Annotated in this window: 25 protein-coding genes; 18 read left to right on the top strand and 7 right to left on the bottom strand. The window is 57.9% G+C overall.

Going from position 1 to position 23,240, the window contains the following annotated elements:
- Positions 1–65 precede the first annotated feature (65 nt).
- Positions 66–242 carry a YjfB family protein gene (locus AC0YNU_RS04285; protein ID WP_475753450.1) on the bottom strand — a complete coding sequence of 59 codons (177 nt, stop codon included), beginning with the start codon at positions 240–242 and terminating at the stop codon, positions 66–68.
- A 206-nt stretch (positions 243–448) separates the two neighbouring features.
- Here AC0YNU_RS04285 and racE point away from each other — a divergent pair, with 206 nt between their 5' ends.
- The 5 genes from racE (at position 449) to AC0YNU_RS04260 (ending at position 3,543) form a co-directional block, all read left to right on the top strand.
- A complete protein-coding gene (gene racE, locus AC0YNU_RS04280) occupies positions 449–1,258 on the top strand; it encodes a glutamate racemase (protein WP_475753448.1) in 810 nt (269 codons plus the stop codon).
- Between the two features lie 121 nt (positions 1,259–1,379).
- Positions 1,380–2,597, top strand: a complete 1,218-nt coding sequence (locus tag AC0YNU_RS04275) for a M14 family zinc carboxypeptidase (protein ID WP_475753446.1) — start codon at positions 1,380–1,382, stop codon at positions 2,595–2,597.
- A 22-nt stretch (positions 2,598–2,619) separates the two neighbouring features.
- Entirely contained in the window at positions 2,620–2,865 is a 246-nt protein-coding gene (locus AC0YNU_RS04270) for a hypothetical protein (RefSeq protein ID WP_475753961.1), read from the top strand.
- Between the two features lie 125 nt (positions 2,866–2,990).
- Positions 2,991–3,293: an iron-sulfur cluster assembly accessory protein gene (locus AC0YNU_RS04265; protein WP_161693961.1), complete on the top strand. Its 303-nt coding sequence runs from the start codon at positions 2,991–2,993 to the stop codon at positions 3,291–3,293.
- Positions 3,294–3,318: 25 nt separating this feature from the next.
- Positions 3,319–3,543, top strand: coding sequence for a YuzB family protein (locus AC0YNU_RS04260; protein ID WP_161693963.1), 225 nt, complete (start codon positions 3,319–3,321; stop codon positions 3,541–3,543).
- A gap of 148 nt (positions 3,544–3,691) precedes the next feature.
- Here AC0YNU_RS04260 and AC0YNU_RS04255 read toward each other — a convergent pair whose 3' ends face one another.
- Positions 3,692–5,701, bottom strand: a complete 2,010-nt coding sequence (locus tag AC0YNU_RS04255) for an LTA synthase family protein (protein ID WP_475753443.1) — start codon at positions 5,699–5,701, stop codon at positions 3,692–3,694.
- Complete coding sequence (locus tag AC0YNU_RS04250) at positions 5,701–6,843, bottom strand: THUMP domain-containing class I SAM-dependent RNA methyltransferase (RefSeq protein ID WP_475753441.1); 1,143 nt, start codon at positions 6,841–6,843, stop codon at positions 5,701–5,703. Before AC0YNU_RS04250 ends, AC0YNU_RS04255 begins: the two co-directional genes overlap by 1 nt.
- A gap of 129 nt (positions 6,844–6,972) precedes the next feature.
- On the opposite strand from AC0YNU_RS04250, the gene AC0YNU_RS04245 reads away from it, so the two are divergent.
- The gene (locus AC0YNU_RS04245) at positions 6,973–7,608 is read left to right on the top strand and encodes an O-methyltransferase (RefSeq protein ID WP_475753438.1); all 636 of its coding nucleotides are present in this window, start codon (positions 6,973–6,975) and stop codon (positions 7,606–7,608) included.
- Positions 7,609–7,694: 86 nt separating this feature from the next.
- Here the strand turns inward: AC0YNU_RS04245 and AC0YNU_RS04240 are convergent, their stop codons facing one another.
- Positions 7,695–8,909, bottom strand: coding sequence for an MFS transporter (locus tag AC0YNU_RS04240; RefSeq protein ID WP_475753436.1), 1,215 nt, complete (start codon positions 8,907–8,909; stop codon positions 7,695–7,697).
- 210 nt (positions 8,910–9,119) lie between these two features.
- Here AC0YNU_RS04240 and hemE point away from each other — a divergent pair, with 210 nt between their 5' ends.
- The 3 genes from hemE to hemG are packed head-to-tail and all read left to right on the top strand — an operon-like array spanning position 9,120 to position 12,644.
- The gene (gene hemE / locus AC0YNU_RS04235) at positions 9,120–10,196 is read left to right on the top strand and encodes a uroporphyrinogen decarboxylase (RefSeq protein ID WP_475753434.1); all 1,077 of its coding nucleotides are present in this window, start codon (positions 9,120–9,122) and stop codon (positions 10,194–10,196) included.
- Positions 10,189–11,130, top strand: coding sequence for a ferrochelatase (gene hemH / locus AC0YNU_RS04230; protein WP_475753431.1), 942 nt, complete (start codon positions 10,189–10,191; stop codon positions 11,128–11,130). The genes hemE and hemH overlap by 8 nt, the downstream gene beginning before the upstream one ends.
- A 50-nt stretch (positions 11,131–11,180) precedes the next feature.
- The gene (gene hemG / locus AC0YNU_RS04225) at positions 11,181–12,644 is read left to right on the top strand and encodes a protoporphyrinogen oxidase (protein ID WP_475753429.1); all 1,464 of its coding nucleotides are present in this window, start codon (positions 11,181–11,183) and stop codon (positions 12,642–12,644) included.
- A 134-nt stretch (positions 12,645–12,778) separates the two neighbouring features.
- Here the strand turns inward: hemG and AC0YNU_RS04220 are convergent, their stop codons facing one another.
- Complete coding sequence (locus AC0YNU_RS04220) at positions 12,779–13,264, bottom strand: phosphatidylglycerophosphatase A family protein (RefSeq protein WP_475753959.1); 486 nt, start codon at positions 13,262–13,264, stop codon at positions 12,779–12,781.
- A gap of 223 nt (positions 13,265–13,487) precedes the next feature.
- Between AC0YNU_RS04220 and AC0YNU_RS04215 the strand changes: the two genes are divergently transcribed.
- The 3 genes from AC0YNU_RS04215 (at position 13,488) to rdgB (ending at position 16,061) form a co-directional block, all read left to right on the top strand.
- Positions 13,488–14,540, top strand: coding sequence for a GerMN domain-containing protein (locus AC0YNU_RS04215; RefSeq protein ID WP_475753426.1), 1,053 nt, complete (start codon positions 13,488–13,490; stop codon positions 14,538–14,540).
- A gap of 139 nt (positions 14,541–14,679) precedes the next feature.
- The gene (gene rph, locus AC0YNU_RS04210) at positions 14,680–15,426 is read left to right on the top strand and encodes a ribonuclease PH (protein ID WP_475753424.1); all 747 of its coding nucleotides are present in this window, start codon (positions 14,680–14,682) and stop codon (positions 15,424–15,426) included.
- Complete coding sequence (gene rdgB / locus AC0YNU_RS04205) at positions 15,423–16,061, top strand: RdgB/HAM1 family non-canonical purine NTP pyrophosphatase (protein WP_475753422.1); 639 nt, start codon at positions 15,423–15,425, stop codon at positions 16,059–16,061. Before rph ends, rdgB begins: the two co-directional genes overlap by 4 nt.
- Positions 16,062–16,329: 268 nt before the next feature.
- On the opposite strand, the gene asnB is transcribed toward rdgB, so the two are convergent.
- On the bottom strand, positions 16,330–18,174 hold the full coding sequence (asnB, locus tag AC0YNU_RS04200; RefSeq protein ID WP_475753420.1) for an asparagine synthase (glutamine-hydrolyzing): 1,845 nt from the start codon (positions 18,172–18,174) through the stop codon (positions 16,330–16,332).
- Positions 18,175–18,362: 188 nt separating this feature from the next.
- On the opposite strand from asnB, the gene AC0YNU_RS04195 reads away from it, so the two are divergent.
- The 3 genes from AC0YNU_RS04195 (at position 18,363) to AC0YNU_RS04185 (ending at position 20,495) form a co-directional block, all read left to right on the top strand.
- The gene (locus AC0YNU_RS04195) at positions 18,363–18,719 is read left to right on the top strand and encodes a hypothetical protein (protein ID WP_475753418.1); all 357 of its coding nucleotides are present in this window, start codon (positions 18,363–18,365) and stop codon (positions 18,717–18,719) included.
- Entirely contained in the window at positions 18,716–19,063 is a 348-nt protein-coding gene (locus tag AC0YNU_RS04190; protein ID WP_475753416.1) for a hypothetical protein, read from the top strand. Before AC0YNU_RS04195 ends, AC0YNU_RS04190 begins: the two co-directional genes overlap by 4 nt.
- A 100-nt stretch (positions 19,064–19,163) precedes the next feature.
- The gene (locus AC0YNU_RS04185; protein ID WP_475753414.1) at positions 19,164–20,495 is read left to right on the top strand and encodes a 5'-deoxyadenosine deaminase; all 1,332 of its coding nucleotides are present in this window, start codon (positions 19,164–19,166) and stop codon (positions 20,493–20,495) included.
- A 105-nt stretch (positions 20,496–20,600) separates the two neighbouring features.
- Here AC0YNU_RS04185 and AC0YNU_RS04180 read toward each other — a convergent pair whose 3' ends face one another.
- A complete protein-coding gene (locus tag AC0YNU_RS04180; protein WP_475753412.1) occupies positions 20,601–21,479 on the bottom strand; it encodes an SDR family oxidoreductase in 879 nt (292 codons plus the stop codon).
- Between the two features lie 464 nt (positions 21,480–21,943).
- Between AC0YNU_RS04180 and AC0YNU_RS04175 the strand changes: the two genes are divergently transcribed.
- From AC0YNU_RS04175 to AC0YNU_RS04165, 3 genes are read left to right on the top strand one after another with little or no spacing between them, the layout of a single operon-like run.
- On the top strand, positions 21,944–22,576 hold the full coding sequence (locus AC0YNU_RS04175) for a hypothetical protein (protein ID WP_475753410.1): 633 nt from the start codon (positions 21,944–21,946) through the stop codon (positions 22,574–22,576).
- Positions 22,573–23,106 carry an accessory gene regulator ArgB-like protein gene (locus AC0YNU_RS04170; RefSeq protein WP_475753408.1) on the top strand — a complete coding sequence of 178 codons (534 nt, stop codon included), beginning with the start codon at positions 22,573–22,575 and terminating at the stop codon, positions 23,104–23,106. Before AC0YNU_RS04175 ends, AC0YNU_RS04170 begins: the two co-directional genes overlap by 4 nt.
- Positions 23,099–23,221 carry a cyclic lactone autoinducer peptide gene (locus AC0YNU_RS04165; RefSeq protein ID WP_475753406.1) on the top strand — a complete coding sequence of 41 codons (123 nt, stop codon included), beginning with the start codon at positions 23,099–23,101 and terminating at the stop codon, positions 23,219–23,221. Before AC0YNU_RS04170 ends, AC0YNU_RS04165 begins: the two co-directional genes overlap by 8 nt.
- Positions 23,222–23,240: the final 19 nt, after the last annotated feature.

Genomic DNA, 23,240 nt, shown 5'->3' with positions numbered 1-23,240 from the left:
AGAGGGGCGGCCTTTGCTTGTATTTCGTTGACGGGTGGAACTCGCTTCTTGTTTTCTAGGTTCGTCTAGCCGCGCAAATCCAGATTGCCGCCCAGATGGGGCGTCACGCTTTGCGCCATCATCTGCGTTAATTGCTGCGATTGCTGCGTCGACATGTCGACGGCCATTTTCAGCACGCTTACGTTTACGGCTTGCATCAGACTGCTTTGTGCCATAGAGGTGGAAAGAGCCGGAATGTCCATGATTGTCCCTCCTTCGAATAAGTCCTACATAGCCTATATCGGACAAGCGGCGAGAATAGATGAATGTTTTGGCGAAGCATGCCGTTTTGCGCCGTCCACGTTTGTTGAACCCTGTCCGGATATGCGCTAAGATGTAGGTACCTTTTCGCTGGCGGATTCATATTCTATTGGAGTCTTGTCAAAACGCTCAAGAAAGCGGTGTGTCTGTGCAACAACCGATCGCAATTTTGGATTCTGGCGTAGGCGGTCTAACCGTCGTCAAAGAGATTATGCGTCAGCTTCCCCGAGAGAAAATCATGTATTTCGGCGATACGGCCCGCACGCCATACGGCCCGCGTCCAGCTGAAGAAGTGACTCGGTTTACGAGGCAAATCGTAGAGTATTTGATTCAGTTCCGCCCGAAAATGATCGTCATCGCATGCAACACGGCGACAGCCGTCGCCCTGGAAGATATTCGTTCGCGGGTGGCCGTTCCCGTCGTCGGCGTGATCCACCCGGGCGCCCGTGCAGCTAACGGACGCACGCTAACCGGCATCGTCGGCGTCATCGGCACGGAGGGAACCATTCGCAGCGGCGCCTACGAACATGCGCTGAAGCAATTGTCCCCGGCGATTCATGTCATAAGCCTGGCTTGTCCGCGCTTCGTTCCGCTTGTCGAGCAGGGCAATTTCCGCTCGCCGGAAACGCAGGAAGTCGTGGAAGCTTCGCTCGAGCCGCTGAAGGAGCGGCATATCGACACGTTGATTCTCGGATGCACGCATTATCCGTTCCTATCGGAAACGATTGCGTCCGTGATGGGTCAAGAAGTTATGCTGATCAGCTCGGCGGACGAGACGGCCAGAGAAATCAGTACGATTCTGCATGACCGCAACAGGCTGACCCGCGAAGGCGAGCTGCCGGTGCATCAGTTTTTCTGCAGCGGAGATTCCCGGATGTTCCGCATGATCGCGCAGCAGTGGCTTGGCGAGCAGATCGAATTGACGCCTGTCGTGTGGCAGGTGCCCAAGATCGTCTAATACGAGGAAGCTTGGCCGCCGTCGCGCCTGCGCGACGGCGTTTTTTGTTTAGGCATGCGCTCCTGCGCGGCGGCATAGCATGAAGCATGTGAGATGACAAGAACCTGACAGAGGTGATCCGATGCTGCCTTATGTCGTGCAGTCCGGCGATACGCTGCTGCGCATCGCCCGCACGTTCAATGTGAATAAAGAATCGCTGCTTGCGGCGAATCCCGGGCTGTCCCAAGTTGAGCAGCCTTACCCGGGGCTCCTGTTGTCGATTCCCGTGCAGACGGCTTCCATTTACCGCGTTCAGCCCGGCGATACGCTGCTTGGCATTGCCGGGAAGTTCAGTCTGCCGCTTCATGCCATTCTGAACGCCAACGCGCACCAGGACCTGAAGCGGCTTCAGGCCGGGACGCTGCTTACGCTGCCATGCGCCGGCATCGGGCGGATCGTGGACGGACGCGCCGAATACGGCCAGCGCGAGCTGACAGCGGACGTGGATGCGCTGCTCAAGGCCTATCCGCTGCTTCAAGCGGAGACGATCGGAGCGAGCGTCATGGGCAAGCCGCTCATCGCCGTCCGGCTCGGAGAAGGTCCTGTCAAGGTGCATATGAATGCTGGCATGCATGCGAACGAGTGGATCACGACGCCGCTTCTGATGGCGTTCCTCGAAGACGCGGCCAAGGCGGCCTCGTTCGGAGAGAGGCTGTGCGGCATTGATATGCTGGCGCTACTGCAGCGGGTGACGTTGTGGGTCGTTCCCCTAGTCAACCCCGACGGGGCGGAGCTGGCGCAGGAGGGACTGCGGCCGGATCATCCGCATGCGACGGAGCTGCTCATATGGAATCGGGGCTCGCGCCGGTTCAACAAGTGGAAGGCGAATATTCGCGGCGTCGATCTGAACGATCAGTTTCCCGCCTTCTGGGAAGAAGAGACCGCCCGCCGAGACGCGGAAGGTCCTGGCCCGCGCGATTACCCGGGGCCGAGTCCGCTGTCGGAGCCCGAGGCGAAGGCGCTTGCCGAATTTACGGAAGCGCAGCAATTCGATCTTGTCGTTGCGCTGCACAGCCAAGGACAGGAGATATATTGGAATTATCGCGGCTACGAGCCGCCCGAGGCGGAGCGAATCGCCCGCAAGCTCGGGAAGGCAAGCGGCTATAAGCCCGTGAAGCTGTCCGGCAGCGACGCAGGGTACAAGGACTGGTTTATTTTCCAGTATCGCAAGCCTGGCTTTACCGTTGAGGTCGGCTTCGGCGTCAATCCGCTTCCGGTCGAGTCGTTCGCGGACTTGAACGACGAGGTTCGGCTGCTGCTTGCCGCCGTCTTGGAGGCCGCCCGTTCGATTGTGCTATAATAAGCGCAAGAAGAAGGAGGCGGTGAAGATGCGCAAGCTGCTGTCGCTCCGCCATTGGCGGGCCGTGTTCGTCCGAATCTTCCGTTTGCTTGCCGCAAAGGAAGTTCGGCTGCTGGACAAGCTCCTGTACGTCGTTCCCGTGCTGCTGTATTGGGTGCTCCCGGACGTACTGCCGTTCGTGCCGATCGACGATATCGCCGTAACGATGCTTGCCGCGGAAGGATACACACGGTATATGGAACGAAAATACGGACGCGTCATTAAGTAACGGTTGAACATTGGCCAAGGTTTCTATACAATAGGGTAAATAAAGTAGGCTAAATTAAGCGGTAAACATGACGGAGCTCCGGAAGACAGTACGGACTCCATCACTATAAAGGAGACGAAGAAGCCATGAACATCAAAATCACGCGCAATGCCGCGAAGGTCCTTCGCGAAGAGATCGATAAACCGGAAAACGACGGCAAGTTCCTGCGGGTGTTCGTCACGCATTCCCACGGCGATCACGCCCACTATGGCATGAAGATGGACGATGCCGCCGCGAATGACGAGATCATCGAGACGGACAAGGACATCAAGGTCGTGCTGGAACAAGGCGTGGAGCTGCTGGACGGCGTGCGCATCGACTATTTCTACGTGCCGCAGGAAGGCTTTTCGATTTCGAACCCAACCAAAGGCAACCACGGCGACCACTAATTGAATTCGGTTTGGGGAGAGAAACATGGCGAACGATATCCGCATTTGCGACAAATGCAAACATATCCGCACGAAGACGATGCTGCCGAAGCTGCAGAAGCTTGTGCCAGACGCGGAGATTCAAGTCGCGTGCAAATCGTACTGCGGCCCTTGCTCGCGATTTGCGTTCATTTTCATTAACGGCCGTTACATCACGGCACCGACAGAAGATGAAGCGATTGAGAAGGCAAGCAAATATATTAAGAAATAAACGAAAGACCCTCGAACCGGCATCCCGGGAGAGGGTCTTTTTGGTTTATTCACGTTAGGTTGAAGCTTATTCAAGCGAGGTTTGGGTTAATTCGCTCTTGGTCAGCTTGCCGTCGCTCTTACCGTCTTTGATGCCAATTGCTATGTTGTCATTGGTTGCCGGATTCCACGCCTTCATGCATCGCCGGCACCAGATCATGTTCGACGACAAGATCGGATGCGTCCAATTCTTTGCGCGCTTCAGCCGCACCGGCAGCACAGGCACTAGAATCCGAAAGAAGGCTGCCGTTCGTGGACGAATAGCATTTGCTATGTTCCTCGAGTCCGTCTTCGGCCGGCATATAGATGACGCGGTCGTCGATGAACGCGCCGTTTCGGAAGACGACTTGTTTGCCCGCAAGCGGCTGCTTCGTAACGAGCGGCGTGCCGATCATCGTCAAGCCGCTGCTTGGGATGCCGAGCAAATGAAGGACGGTCGGCGTCACGTCAAGCTGGCCGCCGACTTGGCCGTACGTGCCGGCAAGCGCATCGTCCGGCAGGTGGACAAGCAGCGGAACGCCTTTCAGAATGCGGAATCGATCGGCTTCGTTCAGCTTGCGTCCAAGGAACTCCTCGAACGGCTGCCAGTCCGGAATGGAGTTGTCGTGGTCGCCATAGAACAGGAAGATCGATCGGTTCCACAAGCCGGCGGCCTTCAACTCGTCGACCAGTGCGCCGATTGCGGCATCGACGTAATGGACCGCCTCCAAGTAATCGCCGAACATCGTGCCTTTAAATGCCCCGACGTCGAGCGTCTGTACCTTGGCCGGCAGCGCGTACGGATGGTGGCTGGAAAGCGAAATCATGAACGAGTAGAACGGCTCTTGCTGCTTCTTCATGATCGACACGGATTGCTTGAAGAACGACTTGTCCCCGAGCGACCAGCCGAGCGGCTCGTCGATGACGAATGCCTTCTTGCTGAAGAACTGATCATAACCGAGCGTCTCGTACATCATGTTGCGATTCCAGAAGCCGCCGTCGTAAGCGTGGAACGCGTTTGCCGTATATCCGTAGTTCTTCAGCGTCAGCGCCATGCTATCGTAACTGTGATCCGCGAATCGGGTGAATACGGATCCCGAAGGCATCGGCTGCAGCGAAGCGTTGGCGGCCAGATCGGCGTCGGATGTTCGTCCCTGCGCTGTCTGGTGATAGAAATGATCGAAATACATGGACGTCGACAGCAGCTTGTTCATATTCGGCGTGACTTCCTGGCCGCCGATACGTTGTCCGATGACGAAGCTTTGGAAAGCTTCCAGCTGCAGCATGATGACATTGGCCCCTTTGTACTGGCCGAACAGCGGATCCGTCCCGTCGATGCCGGCGCGGACTTGCCCGCGCGAAGCGAACCATTGCTTCGCCTCTCCGATCTGCTCCGCCGTCGCCGCGTTGCCGTGCAGCCAGTGTTCATCGACGTAGCGGTAGATGTCGTACCCATGGAATCCGAGAACGCCGGTGACGTTATAAAGGGATAAGTTCCACCAGTTGCCGCTGAATACGCCATGCGCCCATGTCCGCTGGGCTTTATGGACCGGCACGAACACGAGCGCGAAGCCGACCATGAGTACGGCAGCGCTTATGGCAAGACGCGCGGGGAACGCTCGCTTCGATGAAACGGCTGCCGGCACGGTTCGCCAAGGATCGTTGCGTGTACGTTTGATGACAACGGCGAGCACGCCTAGCGGGAGAAGCAGCAGCCAATCCGCGAACAGCCATAGATCCCGCCATGACAGCAGCGCATGGATGCTGTTGCCGAGCTCGCCGACCTGGCCGGCTTGGAACAGAACGGGAATCGTGATCAAATCCTGAAAGTAGCGAAAATAGAGCAGGTCACTATACAAGAGCGCCGTCAGCGCGAGATCCAGGACAATCAGCGCGAGCAGCCGGCCTCGTCTTGGCAGCCATAGCGTCCAGAAGGACAGCAGGGCGAGCGTTCCGACGGCGACCAGGCGGTCGTCCCGATTCATGTCCATATAGGGAACATGAATGAACCGGTCGAAGAGAGCAAGCTTGAACAGCAGCAGTGCGAAGAACAAGAAGAGATCAAGCCGCGGCAGCAGGGCGGCAACGCGAAACGGCGCCCGAAGTCGGCGCCGTTTGCGGGAAAGCTCCGGTAGGCTCATCAGCTCTGATTGCGCGGAGGCAGAGGCCCGAAGAATTGATAGAACGTACACTCGAGCCGGCCGTTGAACAGTTTGCGGCGCTTGTCCGCTTTGCGTCCGATCGTCTCCTCGAACGTCCGCGACTGCGTCAGCGCGAACATGGACCAATGGGGCAAGTAAAGCATGCTCAGGCCCAGCTGGCGAACGGCCTTCTCCGCGTCCGTCTCGTCGCCGAGCCGCGAGCCGTACGGCGGATTCGTGACGATGCAGCCGTAATCCCCTTCGGGCTTGATCCGGGATACCGGCATTTGCGTCAGCTTGATCTCCTTCGAGAAGCCGGCTTTCTTCACGGCTGCCGCCGCAACCTCCAGCGCGCTCGGATCGATGTCGGAGCCCGCGATTTGAAGCGGGATATCGTCCTTGACGGAATCGAACGCTTCCTCGCGGGCCTGCTCCCACAAGCTGTCCGGTACGAGCGGCCAGCCTTCGCTATTGAAGGTGCGCCGCAGTCCGGGCGCGATATTCCAGCCGATCATGGCGGCCTCGATCGGTATGGTGCCGGAACCGCAGAACGGGTCATAGAGCGGCCGTTCCGGGCGCCACCGGCTCAGCAGTACCATAGCTGCCGCCATCGTTTCCTTGAGCGGCGCTTCCGTGACGAGCTTGCGGTAGCCGCGTTTGTGCAGACCGGGACCGGTCGTATCGAGCGTAATCATGGCGATGTCGTTGAGCAGCCACACCTCGATGACGAACCTTGCGCCGTCCTCGTCGAACCATTCCGTCCCGTAGGCCGTTTTCATTTTCTCGACGACGGCTTTCTTCACGATGCTCTGGCAGGCGGGAACGCTGCTGAGCTGCGATTTGTGGGAACGTCCCTCGACAGGGAATTCGCCGTTCTCTGGAATCCAGTCCGGCCAGTTGATCGCTTTCGCGCCTTCGAACAGCTCTTCGAAGGTCGTGGCCGGATACTCCGCCATCTTGATCAGAACGCGGTCCGACGTGCGCAGCCACAGGTTGGCGCGGCAGATGTCGGCGGGTCCTCCTCTAAAAATGACCCGGCCGTTCTCCACCTTCTGGTCGGTATAGCCAAGATCCAATAATTCGCGCGCGACGACCGCTTCCAGCCCCATGGGCGCCGTTGCAATCAGCTGCAGGTTATCCATTGTTTTCGATTCCTCCGTCTTCCAATCGCTGCTTGTGTTGCATCAGCGAAAATCATACAATCAAGTATAGTCATCATAAGGTTGCATTACAAACGTTATCTCATAGAAGCGGCGAGGAGAGTGGTTCGAATGACGACGGAAGCGACGGAACAATACGTGGACGGCCTGCTTGGCGAGGATGCGGATTTGGCACGCGTCCATGCGTCGATCGAGGCGAAGGGCATGCCTCAGATCTCGATTGCGTCCGGCTATGGCAAGCTGCTGACGATGCTCGTGCGAATGAAAGGAGCGCGCAATGTGCTGGAAATCGGAGCTTTGGGCGGTTACAGCGGCATTTGTCTGGCACGGGGACTGCAGGAAGGCGGCCGGTTGACGTCGCTCGAGCTGATGCAGGACTACGCGGATACCGCAAAGTCCAATCTCGAAGCGGCCGGTCTTGGCGACCGCGTGGAGTATGTGGTCGGCGATGCCAAGGAAAGCCTGGCTGCCTTGGAGAAGGAAGGCCGCAAATTCGATTTCTTCTTCATCGATGCGGATAAGGAAAGCTACCCGGTCTACTTGGAATGGGCGATCAAGCTCGGCAATCCGGGGGCTGTCATTACGGGCGACAACGCGCTGCTGCACGGCAGAACGATCGATCCCGAGAAGAACGGTCCTTCGGTGCAGGCGATGCGTTCGTTCAACGAGGCGATGGTCGGCGATGAGCGGCTCACGGGAACGCTGCTGCCGGCTTACGACGGCCTGGCAATTGCAATGATCAAATAGCGGCTTAGCGATAACGAAACAACAACAAAGAACCGGCAAATCCCTGTGGTACAGGAGACTTGCCGGTTTCTTGTTTTTCTGGCTAGCTATTCCCGGTTGACCATGCCTCGCTTCGACACGAGCGTCTGCCGCACCCACAGCGCGTTGACGAAGAACAAGAGCGAAGAGATGAGGAATACGCCGCCGATGCCGGTCCAGCCGGACACCAGGCCGCCGACGATCGGGCCGACCATGTTGCCGAGCGAGAGCATGCTCGTGTTCAGGCTGAACGCGCGCCCCTCCATGCCGTCCGGCGTAAACCGGCGCACGAGCGCGTTGACCGACGGAATCAGTCCGCCGAGGAAGCAGCCCTGCAGCAGGCGGAACAGCAGCAGCTGCCAGACCGAGCCGGCGAATGCCTGCGGGATGAACAACAAGGCGGCGCCGACGAGCGAGATGCCGAGCACGCGTTCCTGGCCGATCCGGTCGCTCAGCTTGCCGAGCAGCGGGGCGGCGATCATGTTCGTGATGCCGGCCGCGGAGCTGACGAAGCCGGCCCAGAAAGCGAGGTTGACGTCCGTTCCGTGCAGTTTCTGCACGTAGAGCGGCATGAGCGGATTGGGACCGATCATCGCGAATTGGAGCAGGAACGTCACCGCGAACAGCGCCGTCAGCTGCGGTACGCCGCTCAGCTGACGGAAGCCGGCGATGACGGACACGTTCGGCTTCGCGGCGGCTTCGGCGCGGTTGAACCGCTCCTTGACGACGAAAAAGGCCAGCATGGAAGCAGCGAACAGCGAAGCTCCGGTCAAGTAGAAGATCGGGCGGTAGCCCACCGCATCCGCCAGCAGACCGCCGAGGAACGGTCCCAGAATCGTGCCCGCGATCCCTCCGGACTGCAGCGTGCCCATGGCGAAGCCCATCTTTTCCTTCGGCGTCGTAGCGGAGACGAGCGAGACGGCCGCGGGATTGAAGCCGGAGATCGTCCCGTTGACCATCCGGAGGGCGAGCAGATGCCACGGCGACGTGGCGAAGCCCATCAGCACCATCACGATCGCCATCCCGAAGCCCGAGCGAAGCAGCATCATTTTCCGACCGTACTTGTCCGACAGCTTGCCCCAGAGCGGTTGGAACAAGAAGGCGGTGACGAAGTTCCCGGCGAATATCACGCCCGACCACGTGGCAATCTCATGCGGATCCGTCATGCCGATCCGGGGGCTTTGCAGGTAGAGAGACATGAACGGCATGATCATCGTCATTCCGCCCATGACCAGAAACTGTCCGATCCACAGAACGGCAAGATTTTTTTTCCACGGTTCCATTTGAATCTCCTATTCAAAGCCTGTGTCGTTGTCGAACCTGTCCATCCCAGTATACCAGTCCCCCGGCGGATGACAAAAGTGCGCCAAGTAGGACGTGAACCTGACATTGTCATATGTTTGTCAATGATCCTCGGGGAGGGGCGGTTGTTACGACTTTGCAAAAAGGGCATAATGGAAACGTAGGGAAAACGATAGAAATGGGGAACTTCAATGAGCTACAACGACTTATTCATCCGGGCTTGCCGGGGAGAACACGTCGATCGCTTACCCGTTTGGTATATGCGGCAGGCGGGACGGTACGATCCCGACTACCGTAAAATAAAAGCGAATTTCTCGCTGCTCGAAATTTGCCGTCAGCCGGAGCTGGCCGCGGAAGTGACGATGATGCCGGTCAAGAAGCTGGGCGTCGACGCGGCGATTCTGTATTCCGATATCATGAATCCCGTTGCCTCCATCGGCATCGATTTCGACATCGTGGCGAACGTCGGTCCCGTCATTCACAATCCGATCCGGACGGCGGACGATATCGCGCGCCTGAAGCCGATCGACGTGGAAGGCGATCTTTCGCATGTCATCGAGACGATCCGCATCCTGGACCGCGAGCTGGACGTGCCGCTCATTACGTTTGCCGGCGCGCCGTTCACGATCGCCAGCTACCTGATCGAAGGCAGACCTTCCAAATCCTATATCAAGACGAAGACGATGATGTATTCCGAGCCGAAGCTGTGGTTCTCGCTGATGGACAAGCTCGGCGATATGGTCATTGCGTACCTGCGCGCGCATGTGGAAGCGGGCGGCAAGGCGTTCCAACTGTTCGACAGCTGGGTCGGCGCGCTTGCGCCTCATGATTTCCGCACGTTCGTGCTCCCGACGATCGAGAGGATTTTCAGCGAGCTCTCGGATTTGCCGCAGCCGAAAATCTACTTCCCGGGCGTTGCGTCCGGCGAGCTGCTGCCTACGCTCGGCAGCGTGAAGGCCGATGTCATCGGGCTGGATTGGCGTGTATCCATCGCCGAAGGCCGTCGCCGCCTGGGAGGCAAGTTCGGCGTTCAAGGCAACCTCGATCCTTATGTGCTGACTGCGCCGATGGACGTTATCCAAGCGCATGCGAAAGCGATCATCGACGAGGGCGTCAAGGAGCCGGGCTATATTTTCAATCTTGGACACGGGCTGTTTCCCGAAGCTTCGCTCGATAAGCTTCGCGAGCTGACCGATTACGTGCATGATTATTCCGCGGAGGCCATTGCGGCGCTGGGCGGGAAACGGGAGGAAGTGGCCCATGGCTGATCCGAAAATCGGCGTGCTCGTCATGTCTTACGGGACGCCCGAGAGCATGGACGGCATCGAGGAATACTATACGCATATCCGCAGGGGTCACGCCCCGACGCCGGAGCAGCTCGCCGAGCTGACCTCGCGGTACGATGCGGTCGTCGGGGGCGTATTTCCCCTTCGGGAGAATACGAACCGCCAGGCAGAGGGACTGCAGACGGCGCTTGATGCCATAGCGCCGGGTCGATATGCGGTATACCAAGGCCTGAAGCATGCGCGCCCGTATATCGAAGACGGCGTCGACGCGATGGCGGCGGACGGCGTGAAGCAGGCGGTCGGCATCGTGCTGGCGCCGCATTACTCGTCCATGAGCGTCGGCAGCTACATGACGCGGGCGCATGAGAGGGCCGAGGTGCGCGGCATCGCGTTCCAGACCGTCGAGAGCTATCATCTCCATCCCAAGCTGATTGAAGCGTTGGTGAAGCGGGTGAAGGACGCCTATGCGGAGCTCGTCGAAGGGACGGAAGCCGGGAAGCCGTTGAAAGTACTGTTCAGCGCACACAGCCTGCCCGTGCGAATTCGCGAAATCGGCGATCCGTACGAGGAGCAGCTGCTGGCTACGTCTTCGGTCGTAGCGGAAGGCGCTGGCGTGACGGATTGGCAGTTTACGTGGCAGAGCGCGGGGCGTACCCGCGAGCCATGGCTCGGTCCGGACATTTTGGAGACGTTGAAGGAAACGGCGGAAGCCGGTTACGCCGGCGTGCTTTCGGCGCCGATCGGCTTCGTATCGGAGCATTTGGAAGTGCTGTACGATATCGATATCGAAGCGCAGGCCGAAGCGAAGAAGCTCGGCATCCAGCTGGTCCGGATCGACATGCTGGGCACGGACCCGCTCTATATGGAGACGCTCGCCGATACTGTCGAACAGGCGGGTCGAGCGGCGTTTATTTAATGGGATTCAGTTGATGGTGACAGACATGGACGACAGAGGAGATGACCTGCATGCGGAGTAATGGAAAGCTGGATCGTTTTGTCGTCATTGGCGGCGGAATCAGCGGACTCAGCTCCGCTTTTTATTTGTTGAAAGAAGCGGAGCTGCGGGGACGGGAAGCGCATATTACGGTCGTCGACCCTTCGGAGCGGATCGGCGGCAAAATCAATACGCTGCGCAAGCAGGGCTTCGTGATCGAGAAGGGGCCGGATTCCTTCCTGGCGCGCAAGACGCCGATCGTCGACCTGGCGTACGATCTCGGCATCCAGGATGAATTGACGGGCACGAACCCTGCCGCGAAGAAAACGTACATTCTTCATCGCGGCAAGCTGCACCCTATGCCCCCGGGTCTGGTGCTGGGCGTTCCGACCGAGATCATGCCCTTTGCCAAGACCGGCTTGATCTCATGGGGCGGCAAGCTGCGGGCGCTGATGGATTTCGTCCTTCCTGCGAGCAAAGCGGAAGGGGACGAGTCCGTCGGCGAATTTCTGACGCGGCGCGTCGGACCGGAAGTGATGGAGCGGATCGCCGAGCCGCTGCTCGCGGGCATTTATGCCGGCGATCTGAGCAAGCTGAGCCTGCAGTCGACCTTCCCGCAGTTTCGCGATGCGGAACGCAGGCACGGCAGTCTGATCCGCGGAACGCGCGCGAACAAGCGCAAGGGCGCCGCGGCACCGGCAGCTCCGGACCGGCTGCCGAAGCATTTGCAGCGCAGCATGTTCTTGACGTTCAAGAACGGCTTGACGACGATGCTGGAGGCGTTGACGGATGCTTTGGCAGGCGCGGAAAGCCGGTTTGGCCTCAAGGCGGTCGCTTTCAGGCAGAATGAACCGGGGGACGAGCTGGCGACGTCAGCATACGAGGTGCTGCTAAGCGACGGCGAGATTCTGGAGGCGGATGGCATTATCATCACCGCTCCGGCTTATGACGCTGCCGATCTGCTGGAGCCGCATATTCCGGTCGATGCGCTGCGGGCGGTCAATTACGTATCCGTCGCGAACGTCGTCATGGCGTTCGATAAAGCGTCGTTCGGCATGGAATTCGACGGTTCGGGCTTCGTCGTGCCGCGCTCCGAGGGGACGACGATTACGGCATGCACCTGGACATCGTCCAAATGGGTCCATTCCAGCCCGGACGACAAAGTGCTGCTGCGCTGCTACGTCGGGCGGGCGAACGACGAGGAAGTCGTGGATCTGCCGGACGAGGATCTGAAGGAAGCGGTGCGCCGCGATATCCGGAATGTGCTGGGCATTACGGCCGAACCGCTCTTCACGGAGATCACCCGGCTTCACCGCTCCATGCCGCAATATCCCGTCGGGCATGTGCAGGCAACGGCTAAGCTGCGGGCGCAGCTGCGCTCCCAGATGCCGGGCGTATGGGCCGCCGGCGCCGCGTTCGACGGCGTCGGCCTCCCCGACTGCATTCGGCAGGGCAAAGAATCGGCGAGAATCGTTTACGACGCCGTCGTGAAATAATCTATTCATAAATAAAAAGATCGCCCTCTGCGAGGCCTTTCGGCCAAGCGGAGGGCGATCTTTTTTTGATTGAGATGCCTTGCGAATTCTCGCCGAACCGCCACCGCACGGGGTATCGATCTTGCAGCACGAGTTTAGTCCAACGGCGGTCCGATATGGCCTTCGCGCTCGGCTTGTTTGCGGTGTGCGATCCGGCTGCTGGCCGCTGCCGCGATGGCGCCGACGATATCGTCCAGGAACGTATGGCAGGCAGCGTCGTGCTTGTCGTTCAGTTTCTTGAGGATCCCGGGCTTCAGCTTATCGACGTAACCGAAGTTCGTGAAGCCGATACTGCCGTAGACGTTGACGATGGATAAGGCCAGCACCTCGTCGCAGCCGTATAAGCCTTCGTCGTTCTCGATCATTTCCTGCAGCGGCGAGAGCAGCTTGCCTTCTTCGGCGAGCAGGTCGAGCTGGATGCCGGTCAAGACCGCGTTTTGCACCTCGCGTTTGCTGAGCACGGCTTCGACATATTGTCCGCATTCCTCAAGCGTCAGGTCGGGATAGTAATCCTTCTGCAGGAAGATGACGAGCTCGGCAATTTGCCCGATCGTCACGCCGCGTTTCGCGAGCCACTCCATGGTCGCTCCCGCGATTGTTCTGCTGTTGAGCTGGTACGTCTCGGACTTGGTCAATGCCAACACCCCTTGTCTCAAAATAGTGGACAAAACTGGTCTAATTGATTTGGACAGCTCGTATACATAGTACTACAAAGCGGGACTTGTACCAAAGGGGCAGCATGCCGCGGGTTTGCGAATGACAGCAGGATTGACCATGTATCCAAAAATGGGGAGGAAATGTTGAATGACACATTATCGCCTGTTTCGCCGGGCAGCGCTTGCCGGGGCTTTGGCTCTGCCCATCTTGACGACTGGCTGCGGATTGTTCTCCCAGCCTGCCAGCGAATCGATCGATCCGCCGCCGAACAGCACGCAGAACGTCAGCACGGATCTTGATCAGGGACAAGTCACCGCGCAGGGCGACCAGTCTCAGATGACCTTGTATTTGCGTGACCGCAACGGCCTGCTCGCTCCGATCTCCGTCCTGACGACGCTCGGCCAGGATGAAAAGCCGGGCCAAAAAGCGCTTGAAATGATGGTGGACGGCAGCGCGTACTCGAATGAGATTCCGGACGGCTTCTCGGCCGTATTGCCGAAAGGCACGACCATCAAGCAGCTGACGCTCATTCCCGACCAGAAGCAAGCCGTCGTCGATTTCTCGAAGGAATTCGCCGATTACAGCGCGGCGGATGAACGCAAAATCGTCGAAGCGGTCATCTGGACGCTGACCAGCCAGCCGGATATCCAAAACGTGAAAATTTGGATGGAAGGCAAGGAGCTGACGTCGATGCCGAAGGATGCGATGCCGATCGACGAACCGCTGACGCGCGCGGTAGGCATCAACCTGGAGGCGGCAAGCGGCGTCGATTACAGCACCTCGGCTCCGGTCACGATTTATTTCTCCGCGGTGTCGCCGGATAACGTGCCTTATTACGTGCCGGTTACGAGACTCGTGAACCGCAGCAGCAACAGAGCCAAAACGGCGATCGAGCAGCTGATCAGCGGCCCGATCGGCGATCTTCCGCTTAACGCTGTCATGACGCCGGACGTGATCGTGAAGAACGTCACCAAGTCGAAGGACGTCGTGACGGTCGAGCTGCAGGATGACGGCTATAAAGCCGGTCAGCCGGAGCCGGCCGAAATGCTGGATGCCGTCGTGCTGTCGCTGACCGAAATCACCGGCCTTAGCAAGGTTCAGGTTAAGCTGAACGGTAAATCGGATTTCGTCGATTCGAACAATCAATCCTACACCGAGCCGGTAAGCCGTCCGCTGCGCGTGAACGCCTTCAAATCTTAATCGAGCACCGATCCGCCCCGGGCGAATGAAGAATCCGCCTCCGGGGCGGATCTTTTTTATGCGGTCGGAACGGACGAAGATGTTTTTCGCCGCTGCTTTTGGTAAAATGGTTTGGACCCATGACAGGAGGACTATTGATATGAGATTGGACGGACGACAGGCGGACGAGCTTCGCGCTGTTACGATTACGCTGCAACCCAACAAATACGCGGAAGGCTCCGTGCTCATCGAGTTCGGCGATACGAAGGTGCTCTGCACCGCGTCGATCGAAGAGCGCGTGCCTCCATTTATGAAAGGACAAGGCAAAGGCTGGATCAACGCCGAGTACGCCATGCTGCCGCGCGCTACACAGGTTCGCAATCACCGCGAATCGGCGAAGGGCAAGCTGACGGGACGCACGATGGAAATCCAGCGTCTCATCGGACGGGCACTGCGCTCGGTCGTGGATTTGCAGGCGCTCGGGGAGCGTACGATCACGCTCGACTGCGACGTGCTGCAAGCGGACGGCGGAACTCGGACGACCTCGATTACGGGCGCGTTCGTTGCGCTGGCGCTTGCCGTGGACAAGCTGAACCGGAATCATGCGTTCGCGAAATACCCGATTACGGATTTCCTGGCTTCGGTCAGCGTCGGCGTCATCGGAGAACGTACGCTGCTGGACCTCAATTACGAAGAGGATTCCAAGGCGAAGGTCGATATGAACGTGGTCATGACCGGCGCTCGCAAGTTCGTCGAGGTACAAGGCACCGGCGAAGAGGCGCCTTTCTCGCGCGAAGAGCTGGATACTTTGCTCGCGTCCGCGGAAGAAGGCATTGCCAGTCTGATTGCCAAGCAGCGGGATGCGCTCGGCGAGAAGGGCAGCCGAATCGGGACGGCCGTCGTATGAAGCGAGGAGAGACGGTTGTCGTCGCCACCAAGAATGCCGGCAAGGTGAGAGAATTCGCGCATGCCTTCGGCAAGCTCGGCATCGAGGTTGTCAGCATGTTCGACTATCCCGCGCTACCGGACGTGGTCGAGGATGGGACAACTTTCGGGGAGAACGCGCGCAAGAAGGCGCGTGAAGTGGCGGAGGCGCTTGGCATGCCGGTGCTGGCCGACGATTCCGGACTGGAAGTCGCGGCGCTCGGCGGCGAACCGGGCGTCTATTCTGCCCGGTATTCCGGCGAAGGCGCGACGGATGAACGCAATAACGAGAAGCTGCTGCGCGAGCTCGCACTGGCGGTGAAAGGCGGCGAGACGCTCGATCGCTTGCCGGACGGCACGAAGCTGCTCAGCGAAGCGCGGTTCGTTTGCGCGCTGGCGCTTTACGATCCGGCTGCAGGGACGTTTGCCGAAAGCGAAGGCGATGTTGCCGGCTGTATCATGGACGTACCAAGAGGAGATGGCGGCTTCGGCTACGATCCGCTCTTCTGGGTGAAAGCCGCGCAGCGAGGCATGGCGGAGATGTCGAAGGAAGAGAAACAGGCGATCGGCCACCGCGGCCAGGCACTTGCCCGCCTGCTCACGAAGCTGGAGGCGTGACAGGCCGGCGGCTTGTCCAACACGGATTCAACTATTAAAGGACAAGCCGGCCAACAGGTCACTAATCAGGCCATACATCAGGCCATTACCGCGTTTGCGAGATCGGTTCATGCGCGCGCGTAACCTATAGAAAACCCCCGTTCGCAACAAGGGACGCGGCGAGTTCGTTAAGTCGAACATCGCCTGCCGTTTTCCTTTGCGGACGGGGGTTTTGCTTATTCGTTCAGCTGCTGGATTATCGGACTATCGGGAATATCGAATTTTCGGGTTATCGGATGCTGACATGATAGTCGCGCAGCCACATATCCACTTGCAGCAGATAGGCGAACAGCTGCGGACCGGACATCAGCTGTCCGAACCAAGGCAGATTGGAGCTCGCCTCCTCGGATTCCGCCAGCTGACGGATCTTCTTCACGTTGATGAGGGGGAGGAGAGGCGAGGTGCCCTCGTTGATGATTTCAAGCAGCTGCGTGCGCACGGCGTTCAGGTAATTCGGGTTATGCGTTTTCGGATACGGGCTTTTCTTGCGGTACAGCACGTCGTGCGGCAGCACGCCTTCAAGCCCCTTGCGCAGGATGCCTTTCTCGCGGTCGCCGGCGGTCTTGATCTCCCAAGGGATATTGTAGACGTATTCGACCAAGCGGTGATCGCAGAACGGCACGCGAACTTCGAGGCCGACCGCCATGCTCATGCGATCCTTGCGGTCGAGTAGCGTCGGCATGAAGCGAGTAATGTTCAGATACGACATCTGCCGCATTTTGCGCGTGCTCTCGTCTTCTCCGTGCAGATGGGGGACCTCCGCGACGGCATCGAGGTATCGATCCCCGATGTACTCCAGCGGCCGGATCCAAGCGGCGACGTCCTGAGAGAGCAGATCCGCCCGCATGCCGGCAGCCAGCGACCACGGGAACGTCCCGGCATTGAGCGCTTCTTCGCGATGAAACCACGGATAGCCCCCGAAGATTTCGTCCGCCGCCTCGCCGGAAATCGCGACGGTCGCTTCTTTCTTGATTTCCCGGCAGAACAGCAGGAGCGACGAATCCACATCGGCCATGCCGGGCATGTCGCGCGCCGTCATCGCCTCGTGGAGCGCCGTCACGAGCTGCGGCGTATCGATTACCGTCGCATGGTGGATGGTGCCCAGGTGAGAGGTCATCCGCTGGATCCATGGCGCGTCCGCATTCGGTTGAAACGCATGCGATTTGAAATGCTTGTCGTTGTCGACGTAATCGACGGAGAACGTATGGACGGTTCCCTGTCCGGTTTCTTTATAATAATTGACCGCCAGCGACGTAAGCGCGCTGGAGTCGAGTCCGCCCGAGAGGAGCGTGCAGAGCGGAACGTCGGAGACGAGCTGGCGCTCCACCGTATCCTTCAGCAGATCGCCGACGGTGCGGGCCGTTTGATCGACGGTCTCCGTATGCGGGCGGCTCTCCAGCTTCCAATAGTGCGACACGCGGACGCCGGCGCGATTCACGATTGCGCATTGGCCGGGCAGCAGCTCCGTTAAGTCCCGATATACGCCGACGCCGGGCGTTCTCGCCGGCCCTACGATGAATATCTCCGCCAAACCCTCGGGTCCGACCTCCGGTTTGACGGCCGGATGCGCCAGCAGCGCCTTCGGTTCCGATCCGAAGATGAAGCGGCCCAGCTGCCGCGAGAAGAAGAACGGCTTGACGCCGAGACGATCGCGGGCGATGAACAGCTGCTCCTCGCGGGAATCCCACAGGGCAAAGGCGAAGATGCCGTTGAATTTCTCCACGCAGGACGGTCCCCACTCCATGTAGGCGACAAGCAGCACCTCGGTATCGCAGGTCGTCGTAAAGCGGCGTCCGCGGCCCTCCAGCTCTTTTTTCAGCTCCGGCGCGTTATAGAGCTCCCCGTTGTAGACGAGGACATACGTATCGTCGTCGGCGGTGCGAACCATCGGCTGCGCTCCGTTTGCGGGATCGATGACCGAGAGTCTGCGGTGGCCGAGCGCGCAGTGCGGCGAAATCCAGGTACCGGAGGCGTCCGGGCCGCGGTTAGCCAGCGTCTCGGTCATTTTCTCCAGGATAATGGATTGTTTTGTCAGGTCGGCGGTCCAGTCGATCCAGCCCGTGAATCCACACATGGTATTCATTCCTTTCTGGCTGCAAGGTTAAAAACAGCGATACTAGAATGGTTATGCCGATAAATTGGATAAAATGTCTGTCCGCTGGGGGATGCTAGACCTAGGATTATGCTTTAGAAGCAGATTTTTTCCTTGGAGATAGACCAGCTGCAAGCTACACTCACAAACCTTTTAGGAGGGAGTTTTCCATGATGGCCAATGAAGATGAGGCATCTGCATTTGAACGCAAAACGTACTATGTGTCTGTCCAGGCGGGCTCGATTCTCGAAGACCCGACTGCGACGTCCTACGAGCTTGTCATAACCGCGAATGAAGAAGAATTAAACCGGCTGCAGGAGCTGTTCGAAGAGCTGTCTTCCATGGATGAGGCGCAAACGGCCGTTTACGGCTTGACCCCGTTCAGCTCGGCAGGCGACAAACAGATCAATGCCGGCGTCGATGGCCTGCTCGAGGACATCTACAGGCTGCTTTACGAGCTTGGAACGGATGAAACGAAGCACCACGTGGCAACGATGGGACTGTTTCCCGAAGGGAGCCTGCAATGATCGTGACGGAAGCGCATGTAAGACGAGCGGCGGACCGGGACGGCCTGCATTGCGCGGAGGTCGAGGTGCATACGAGCGAGGCGCAGAATCAAGATCTGCTCGCGTATTTCGGCCAATCGGCGGACAATGATTACGATATGATCGCGGTCGTGAACAACGACGCCAGAAGCGATATCGATTGGTACGACAATAATATGCATCAGGCGTTCACGGATATCACCGACGAGCTGTTCGATACGCCGACGATGAAGACCGATTGGGGCGAGCGGGAAACGTTCAAGGAGCAGGTCCTTTCGTATCCCGGCGTTCGGGCGGATATTCGGCGGTTGATGGATTGGTCTTGATTTCGCAAATCGTTCCGCTATTCGGCTTTCATCCATGATACAATGTTAGCATAGTTAACAAAGGTGCTTGCGATTATGCGATGGAAGCGAGGGAAGTCCCATGGGAACGACTTTACTGCGCAATGTGACGATCGTCACGATGAACGAAAGGGACGAGATACTGACCGGTGATGTCATGTTTGAGGAGGATATCATCGTTTCCGTCGGCGGGCAGATCACCTCGTATGACCCGGAGACGACGACCGTTGTTGAAGCGAAGGGCAAGCTGCTGCTTCCCGGCTTCGTCCAAACCCATATCCACCTTTGCCAAACCCTCTTCCGCGGACAAGCCGACGACATGGCGCTCATGGACTGGCTGCGCAATCGGATCTGGCCGCTCGAGGCGGCGCATGATGAGGAGTCCGTCTACTATTCGGCTCTGCTCGGCATCGGCGAGCTGCTGCGAAGCGGCACGACGACGATTCTCGATATGGAGACGGTCAGCCATACGGATTTCGCTTTTCAAGCGTTGGCGGCAAGCGGAATTCGGGCGATTTCCGGGAAAGTGATGATGGATGCCGGAGGAGACGTGCCCGCGGGACTGCAAGAGGATACGGACCGTTCCCTCGCGGAAAGCACGGCGCTGCTCGAGAAGTGGCACGGCCATGACGGCGGGCGCCTGCACTACGCCTATAGTCCGCGTTTCGTCGTATCCTGCTCCGAGCGTCTTTTGACAGAGGTCAGGGATCTGTCGGCGAAGCATCAAGTGCTCGTGCACACCCATGCGGCGGAGAATCTAGAAGAGATCGAACTCGTCATGAGGCAGCGCAGCATGCGCAATATCGTATACTTGGATCATCTCGGACTTACCTCGCCAAGGCTCGTGCTGGCCCATTGCATATGGCTGGACGACGAAGAACGGGAGATACTCAGGCGGACCGGCACGCGGATGACGCACTGTCCGGGCTCGAACCTGAAGCTGGCGTCCGGCATCGCACCCGTGCCCGAGCTGCTGGAGCAAGGCGTCAATATCGGCATCGGAGCGGACGGCGCGCCGTGCAACAATACGCTGGATATGTTTCAGGAGATGCGCTTGACGGCGCTGCTTCACAAGGTCCGCTGCGGTCCGGAAGCGATGAACGCGCGGACCGTCCTTCGGATGGCGACGATCGGCGGCGCGCGAACGCTGGGGCTGGACCATCTGATCGGCAGCATCGAGCCGGGGAAGAAGGCGGATCTGGTGCTGCTCGACCTGGAGGACTTTCACACCTTTCCTTCCTACGATGCCGATCCCTATTCGCGAGTCGTGTATGCGGCGTCGCGAGGGAACGTGCAGGACGTATGGGTCGACGGCAAGCTCGTCGTGGAGAGCGGCCGCGTGAAAACGGTTGACAAAGGCATCGTGCTTCGCGAAGCGGACCGCTCCATTGCGCGGCTGCTGAAGCGAATCTGATACAAGCTCGAACGAATTCATAGGCATCAACCCAAAAAGCCGGAAGCGACCACCATGCATTGCTGCATAAGAGTCGCTCCCGGCTTTTGCGATTTGGGACGGCGGTCAGCCGTTGACGATTTCGCCGCCGTTAATATGGATGACTTGGCCGCTGACGTACGAGGAGTCGCCGCAAGCCAGGTAGACATAGGCCGGTGCCAGTTCTTCCGGTTGACCCGCGCGCTTCATCGGCGTATCGCCGCCGAATTTGGCTACTTTCTCCGCGTCGAAGGTCGACGGGATGAGCGGCGTCCAGATCGGTCCTGGGGCCACGGCGTTAACTCTGATCCCTTGCTCGGCGAGGTTCATGGCGAGCGAACGGGTAAAGGAGACGATCGCGCCTTTCGTCGAGGAGTAATCAAGCAGCGTTGGACTGCCGTGATAAGCCGTGATCGAGGCTGTATTAATGATAGTCGAGCCGGCCTTCAGATGAGGCATCGCTGCCTGCGTGAGGTAGAACATGCCGAATATATTCGTCTTGAACGTCCGCTCCAGCTGCTCCGGCGTAATCTGCTCCAGTTTATCCTGCGGATGCTGTTCTGCCGCGTTGTTGACGACGATGTCCAGTCCGCCGAGTTTGGCGGTAATCTCCTTCACCGCGTTTTTGCAAAAGGCGGGATCCCCGATATCGCCCGCGATAGCCAGACATTTGCGGCCGATTCCTTCGATCAGACTCTTCGTCTCCCCGGCATCGTCATGCTCGTCCAAATATAAGACGGCGACGTCCGCGCCTTCTTTGGCGAAGAGAAGCGAGACGGCGCGTCCGATCCCGCTGTCGCCGCCGGTGACGACGGCCACCCTGCCTGCGAGCTTGCCGGCTGCTTTATAGGAGTCGGATTGAAATTGAGGCCGTGGATTCATCTCGCTCTCCAAACCGGGCTGCCGATTCTGGTGCTGAGGAGGGAACGAGGTCGGCCGGTTGCTCTGCTGCTGCTTGTCGGTCATGAGAGATCACTCCTTCAAAATAATGTGGTTTGACTGCTCGGTCGTGTTTGACGGACATACGGAACCGAGCATTCGATTACCGCTTGTTCTTCCTTCGTTTTCGCGTGGAATTTGTCTATTTTGCTTCGGTCTTCCTTTATTTAAACATTCGGCCACGTATCCTAACGCGATCTTCTTCGTCATCGCCTCGACATGAAAATCAGGCTTGAACGATGGAAGCAGGCTGCAGGCCTAAATATCTATTTCGCTTAATAAGCTTTGGCGAGTAAAATCAGGCGTTTTTTGGCGAATATTCGCTTGTACCAAACAAGTAGGTGTAATAAGATGTAAATTGAGAAATGCAATTTATGGATGGGACTAAAGTAGTGCGTTGACAAAGTCTGATGCGTATTCGCTAATCGCTTGATCCGAATGAAAACATACGAATTTCTTATACGAGATAAAATTGAAGGGTCCGATAGCAGATGACTGACTTTGCCTTTTTTATGTTTTTCTCCACACTAGAGGGTATATCGCTTTACACGCTCGCGCTCTATTGTTTCCGCATCAATTTCGAACGCTATTTTTGGCACTCCATCTTGATTATCGAATTGATCAATTACCAGAATTACCTCACAAGGCATTTCAACGTCGAGGATGCGTTTGCGGTAGCGCCCATTGTCAATCTGGTCATAACGATGCTGTTTTTCAAGACGATCGTCCGGGTCCCCTTGATCTGGTCCATATTTATGACGCTGACAGGCTTTGCGTTTTTCATGGCCATACAGACGATGATTGTTTACTCGGTTTTCGGCGGCGTTTCCCATATGCAAGAGAAGGAAGTTTATGGGTACTTCGTTCAGCTGGTGACGGGGGCCATTTGCTACGGAGGCAGCAGGTTCCTCTATTTGAAGGGATACGGATTTACGTTTGACTTGGAGAAGCTGCGTTTATGGGGAGAGGGAATGATCGTAACCTTGCTCATCGTCATTCTGATCGTCGGCTTCATTTACTTGATTTTCCAGCAAAACTTATTTTGGAATCTTGTAGGTTCTCTTGCCGGTTTGCTCATTTTTCTTTACTACTCCGTTAGAAGGGAGAAAACACACGGCTTATGATTAAACGACTCTCGCTCGTTCTCGCCACCCAAATCAAGCTGCGCGCTCCTGATCATCCCGGGAGCATAGCGGTCATGGCTTACTCGATCTCCTTCATCATTAATATGATGTCAGTCATCTTGCTCACTCTCCTGGCAGGAATCGCGACAGGTCACATCGAAGATACCGTAACGGTCCTTGTTTCTTTTGCTTTGCTGAGGCAAGTATCCGGCGGCTATCATCTAAAATCAGGCATTACCTGCATTGTGGTCTCGACAGCGCTGCTATCCTTGCTTGCCCTTACTCCTGATCTGTCGGACGGTCTGCTGCTTGCTGTCAATATCGTCGGCATTACGATCGTTGCGTTTTTCTCGCCATCTCAGATCGAGAAACAAACGCGAATTCCTCCACGTTACTTCCCGCTCCTGAAGACACTCTCAATCATCATCGTAGCCAGCAATTTTCTGATCGGTTCAAGCGTGCTGGCAGCTGCGTTTTTGGCCCAGGCAGCAACACTCCTCATGAGAGGAGGTGTGAATAATCGTGAATAAAAAAGCATTCAGTTTGATCGCTACAGTTCTCTGCGGACTGGCAACGGTAGTTGTTACGACTGCCAGCTGGCTGTACGTGCACCAAGAAGAAACGCCTGCCGAATTGCTCAAGTAGTCCGCAGGTTTCCGTTCGC

It is taken from the genome of Paenibacillus sp. J31P316 (assembly GCF_056269105.1).
The sequence above is the reverse complement of the archived record's forward strand: the minus strand, read 5'-3'. Positions and strand labels throughout refer to the sequence as shown.